Annotated in this window: 2 protein-coding genes and 3 pseudogenes; 4 read left to right on the forward strand and 1 reads right to left on the reverse strand. The window is 33.7% G+C overall.

All coding sequences use genetic code 11. From position 1 onward, the window contains the following. The 4 genes and pseudogenes from ACYVEC_RS29975 to ACYVEC_RS29990 form a co-directional block, all read left to right on the forward strand. Window positions 1-691: RNA-guided endonuclease TnpB family protein (locus tag ACYVEC_RS29975; protein ID WP_460509518.1), on the forward strand; the 691-nt coding region annotated here is incomplete at its 5' end. Window positions 692-1,154: 463 nt separating this feature from the next. After that, window positions 1,155-1,370, forward strand: a pseudogene (locus tag ACYVEC_RS29980) (IS200/IS605 family element RNA-guided endonuclease TnpB); the annotation flags it as partial. Between the two features lie 353 nt (window positions 1,371-1,723). Continuing rightward, window positions 1,724-2,146 (forward strand): annotated as a pseudogene (locus ACYVEC_RS29985) (DUF1801 domain-containing protein). A gap of 467 nt (window positions 2,147-2,613) precedes the next feature. Beyond that, window positions 2,614-4,359: a GMC family oxidoreductase gene (locus tag ACYVEC_RS29990; protein ID WP_275718809.1), complete on the forward strand. Its 1,746-nt coding sequence runs from the start codon at window positions 2,614-2,616 to the stop codon at window positions 4,357-4,359. A gap of 141 nt (window positions 4,360-4,500) precedes the next feature. On the opposite strand, the pseudogene ACYVEC_RS29995 reads toward ACYVEC_RS29990, so the two are convergent. Next, a pseudogene (locus ACYVEC_RS29995) lies at window positions 4,501-4,736 on the reverse strand (LVIVD repeat-containing protein); the annotation flags it as partial. Window positions 4,737-5,353: the final 617 nt, after the last annotated feature.

Here is a 5,353-nt window from a genome sequence, read left to right on the forward strand (position 1 = left end):
AGGACGTATTTTAAATGCTACGGTTAGACGGAACCCTTCTGGCAGATACTTTGTGTCATTGTTAGTTGAAACAGAAGTGCAAGAACTTCCGAAAACAAATTCTTACATTGGAATGGATGTGGGACTAAAAGATTTCGCCATTTTGTCAGATGGAACAACCTATAAAAATCCGAAGTTTTTTCGATCATTAGAAGAGAAATTGGCAAAAGCACAGCGTGTTCTTTCTAGAAGAATGAGAGGGTCTTCTCGCTGGAATAAACAACGAGTAAAAGTAGCTAGAATTCAGGAATACATGGCAAATGCTAGAAAAGATTACTTGGACAAAATCTCGACTGAAATCATCAAAAACCACGATGTTATCGGTATAGAGGATTTGCAAGTATCAAATATGTTAAAGAATCATAAGGTAGCAAAAGCGATTAGTGAGGTATCATGGTCACAGTTTCGAACTATGTTGGAATATAAGGCAAAATGGTACGGCAAACAAATCATTGTCGTATCGAAAACATTTGCTTCAAGCCAATTATGTTCTTGTTGTGGATATCAAAACAAAGACGTTAAAAATCTAAACCTACGTAAATGGGACTGCCCTTCTTGTCATACACATCATGATCGGGATATTAACGCAAGTATCAATCTAAAGAATGAAGCGATAAGGCTTCTAACCGCAAGGACTGCGGGGTTAGCCTAATCAATTAGAGTTCGATAGAACTCTTTACTTAGGAATCCCCCTCTTCTAAACGAAGTGAAAGTGGGGGTAGTTCAAGAAGAATGGTGAGAGAATAGTGGGCCGAATATGAACGAAGGAAAATCATTGCAATGACACGTAATTTAAAAGCTAGGGGAGTATACAATAGTGTGACAGTCATCAAGAGATATCTTTAACTTCTAGAAAAAGATAAATAAAAAGCCCCGTCAAGGGTAACAGGGCATCAGTAAGGTTTTGGGTTAAGGGAACACATGACCTTGTACCAATATAATATCAAAAACTTTTTATGAAAAATCAAAGTGATTTTGACAATTTTAAGAACATATAAAAGCTCTAACGGAGATGAAAGGGCAGTGAATAGGGGATTAATAGAGTCAATCGGTTAACGGTTTCTGTTGCAAAGTTTTCTAAATGAGACTACATTCTAGAAAAAAGAGTATAGAGAATCAAAAATGCAAGAGCTGTTTATTTATATAAACTTTCTGCTAAGATCATCAAAAACCACGATGTGACCAGTATGGAAGATTTACAAATCAATAATATGCTCAAAAATAGAAAGCTTGCAAAAGCAATCAACGAAATATTGTGGTCACAGTTTAGAAGTATGTTGAACTACAAAGAAAAATGGTACAGGAAGCAAGTTATTGTTGTATCAAAGACGTTAAAAATCTAAATCTTCGTGAGTAGGATTGCATTTTATGTGCTACACATCACGTGTTATTCGAAGAGTCATAGGAAAGATTAGTGACCTTGAAAAGAAAGGCAAAACACTTGAAGCTGTGGCTAAATAAAAGTAGGATATTGACGAAAGATCCCAGATCAAATACTGATACAAGTAGAAAACCAACAAATATCTTAATACACTATATACGTCTCCCATATCCACCCCATAATAATAAAGATTTTGTGTATTTAAGGGTCATAAAACATTTAAGTCGAGAGACATGTATGATGAACCATATATAATAATTAAATATGTTATGAAACCGATATCTAAAAAGGAGTGATTTTAATATGTACAAACTTAAAACAAAAGAAACTACCAATAGTGTAATTGAATTTATTGAAAGTGTTGAAAATCTTAAAAAACGAGAAAACGCATATCAATTATTAGATATATTTACTGAAACAACAGGCTATACAGCAAAAATGTGGGGACCAAGCATTATCGGCTTCGGTACATACCATTATAAGTATGCATCCGGTCATGAGGTAGATGCTCCATTAGTAGGCTTTTCCCCAAGAAAAGCTAAAATTAGTCTATATTTTGCAGCTGGTGATCCTAAGCGATAGGAACTATTAAAAAACTTTGGAAAATACACCTCTGGAAAATCGTGTATTTACATTAATAAAATAGCAGACATTGATAGTAATGTTCTAAAAGCGCTAATCAAACAATCTGTAAGTTTTTTGAAGGAAACGTATCAAAATTATTAATGAAATTTATTGAATCGCATTGAATATTTTTCTAGAATGCGCATTCATACTCAGAATCGTGTCCGTATGCCTTTAGGCGCAGATATCAATATAAGAAGACGATAAAAATATTATGTTAACAATTAGGGGTGTGACAAACTTTTAATATATTACTATGATTGAATAAAAAAAGGTATGAAATTTTTTACACTATTTAAATACAAGAATAATCAAACTCTTTTTTAGTAAGGTTTAATATATTAGATACAAAATGAGTTTTTTCTTGTATGATTGTCCAATTTTTTTAACATAATTTATAAATACGAATAGGATATTCATGTAAAGGTAACATAACGTCCTATTATAAGAATTAGAGCTTATCTAAATTATTAATCTCCTTCATAAGTACAGGCAGCCAGTCCGATATGTTAATAGTATATTGTAAAGGAATTTATTGTTTTAAATTTTATATTGAAAGGAATAGTAGGATATCAAAAAAATATATTTTTGATTACATCGTGATTGGTGCCGGTACTGCCGGAGGGGTAATTGCTAAAAAATTAACGGATGATAAATGTACTTCCGTGCTTGTTCTTGAAGCAGGAACGAATATGCCAAACAGTAGCCCTTCTATTTTGGCAGCAGTAAATGTAGCTAATGAGAATAAGCTGTCTTTTAACGCTCTTTCTAAAATAGAGGAAAATATTGGGCGTCAGCTTAGATTATTGGGTGGTAGAGTAATTGGTGGAGGCTCGCAACATAATTTTATGGCTGCAGTACGTGGCAGTCGTGATCTTTATGATGCATGGGCACAATTAGTTGAAAGTAACGCATGGAATTACGATAGTATTCGCTCATTATTTATTGAAAATGAAACGTATACAGGAATGACACAAAGCCCTCAAGAACGTAGAAGTAACGGCCCTATTTTTATTAGACAACAAAACATTCCTGATCAAGGATTAATCCAAACCTTAGCACAAGCTACTTCAGATGTTTTAGGTATACCGATTGTTGAAGATTACAATACAGGCATAAGAGATTGTACATTTTTCAAAACACAATTTATTCAACAAGAAATAGAAGATGGAAAATTTGTCCGTTCCTCTACTGCAACTGGATATTTAAATGAAAGTATTGTCACACAGGGGAATGAATCCCAGCCAGATGAGTTTGGGGTTGATCAGAGAAAATTGGTCATTTTTGCAAAGACAACAGTGGATAAAATTCTATTTAAAGAAAAAAAAGGAGATAGCATTGCAATTGGCGTTCAATACGTTAGGAACGGGGTGTCACAACGAAGTTATGCCAGAAAAGGAGTCATTGTCTCCGCAGGTATGTTTTCCTCAGTTGTTTTACAACGTTCTGGAATCGGCAAAGCGACTGATTTGGCTGAAGCAGGGATTTCAACATTAGTAGAAAACGATAATGTTGGCCACAATTTTCAAACTCAGTATGCTATTGGGATGGGAGTAGAAGTAGAAACAACCCGTCTTCTACAGATATTGTCTGCTGACCCTGATCAGCCAATAGCACTAGGTGCTTTTAAAAAGGAAATAGGGCTTGGTGGTCGTCGCCTTCAAATGATAGGGCTTCCACTGCCATTCTTTATCCCGATTCAAGACATATTTATTAATCAATGGCAATTTAACCCGAACAATCCGAGCAATATTATGAGTTTTGGGATGGCAGACCTTAACCCGAAAAGTAAAGGTAAGATTACAGTCGCACATAGCGATCCAGAAGCTTATCCATTGATTAATTTTAATCCATTAGACAATCTTGATGACTTAAATTTTATGGTGGATCAATATATTAAGACTTTCAATATTGCGATGAAAGCTCGTGAACTAGATCCAAATGGTATTTATAATGTTGTATACCCTCCTGAAAATATATTTAATTTAACTAACGAAGAAGAAAAACGAACTCTACTTGCTAATTATGTCAAGGCCAGCTACACAAATCTCGCTCATTATGGAGGACAGTGTAAAATGGGTAAGAGTATTGAAGATGGGGTTGTTAACGAATCTCTGAATGTCTTTGGAACCAAAAATCTTAAAGTCGCTGATCTTTCCATTTCTCCGATTTTACCGGACGGCAATACGTCAATACCATCCCAAATGATAGGATTGAATGCAGTACGTTTTATTCGAGAGGATCCTTTCCCATATGTGGTGGATGATAAGGAAATTAAAGATTATGAATGTAAATTGATAAGAAATAAAAAATGAATATTCTATACAAGAATAGTTAACATAACACAAAATTATCGGAAGTCAATGCATTTAGAAGAATACCAAAATCCCTCCAGTTAAATAATCTGGAGGGATTTTGTAAGGTTATTGGTAGTGGTATCGCTGTAACATACCTTACTAGCCGAATAACGTAAAAACAGCCAATCTATTAGGAATATATAAATTCCCTGCACCAAAATCATGACACGTACAGGAGTTGTAGGATTAGAAATGTTATAAATTTCTATAGTGTTGTCGCCTTGATTTGCGACATAAAGAGTAGTATCTGTAATAGCTAATATAGCAGGAGCATTTAAATTTTCTGCATTAAATTCTCCTATACGTACAGGAGCTGTAGGATTTGAGATATTGTAATTGTTAACAAACTATGAAACATAAAACCCCCAAAAGAAAAAAGTTCTTTACTTTGTGGGGGAATATAAAATTCCGATAATTATTAGTAAAGAAATTTTTTACTTAGAGACAGTTGAACAGTTCTATAAACGCATTTACGATAACATGTCTCTTCAAGAAGAAGAACAAAACAAATACATTATTGGGACTTTTGGAGAAATGGAGATCGATTTTCTGGTTCAGTATTTTTTGTCTTTCGGTAAAAAAATTAATATCATTTTTCCAGAAATCCTACGCTCCAAATATAAGGAATATTTAAAAGAAATATTGGTGAATTGTTATGAAATAGAAAATAGTTCACCTACAGATTAGCAGGTTAAAATAAAAAGTTAAAATAACATTCCTGATTTAATTTCAATTAAGTTTTTGACGCAATTTTAAACTAGCTCACTGTTATAAAGTTACTATTTATGATGTCCCCAGAAAGAAAAAATGAGCTTTTTTATTACAAGTTAGGACAAAATCTCGTTCTGGGGTAGTTGTATTTTCTTAGCTTGATAGCGATGGGGTAGGCCCCTTTTAGCAAAAATGGAGTGGAAATGATGAGTATAAATAATTTTGTGGGATTGATAAAGGA

It is taken from the genome of Bacillus sp. MN7755 (genome assembly GCF_054771475.1).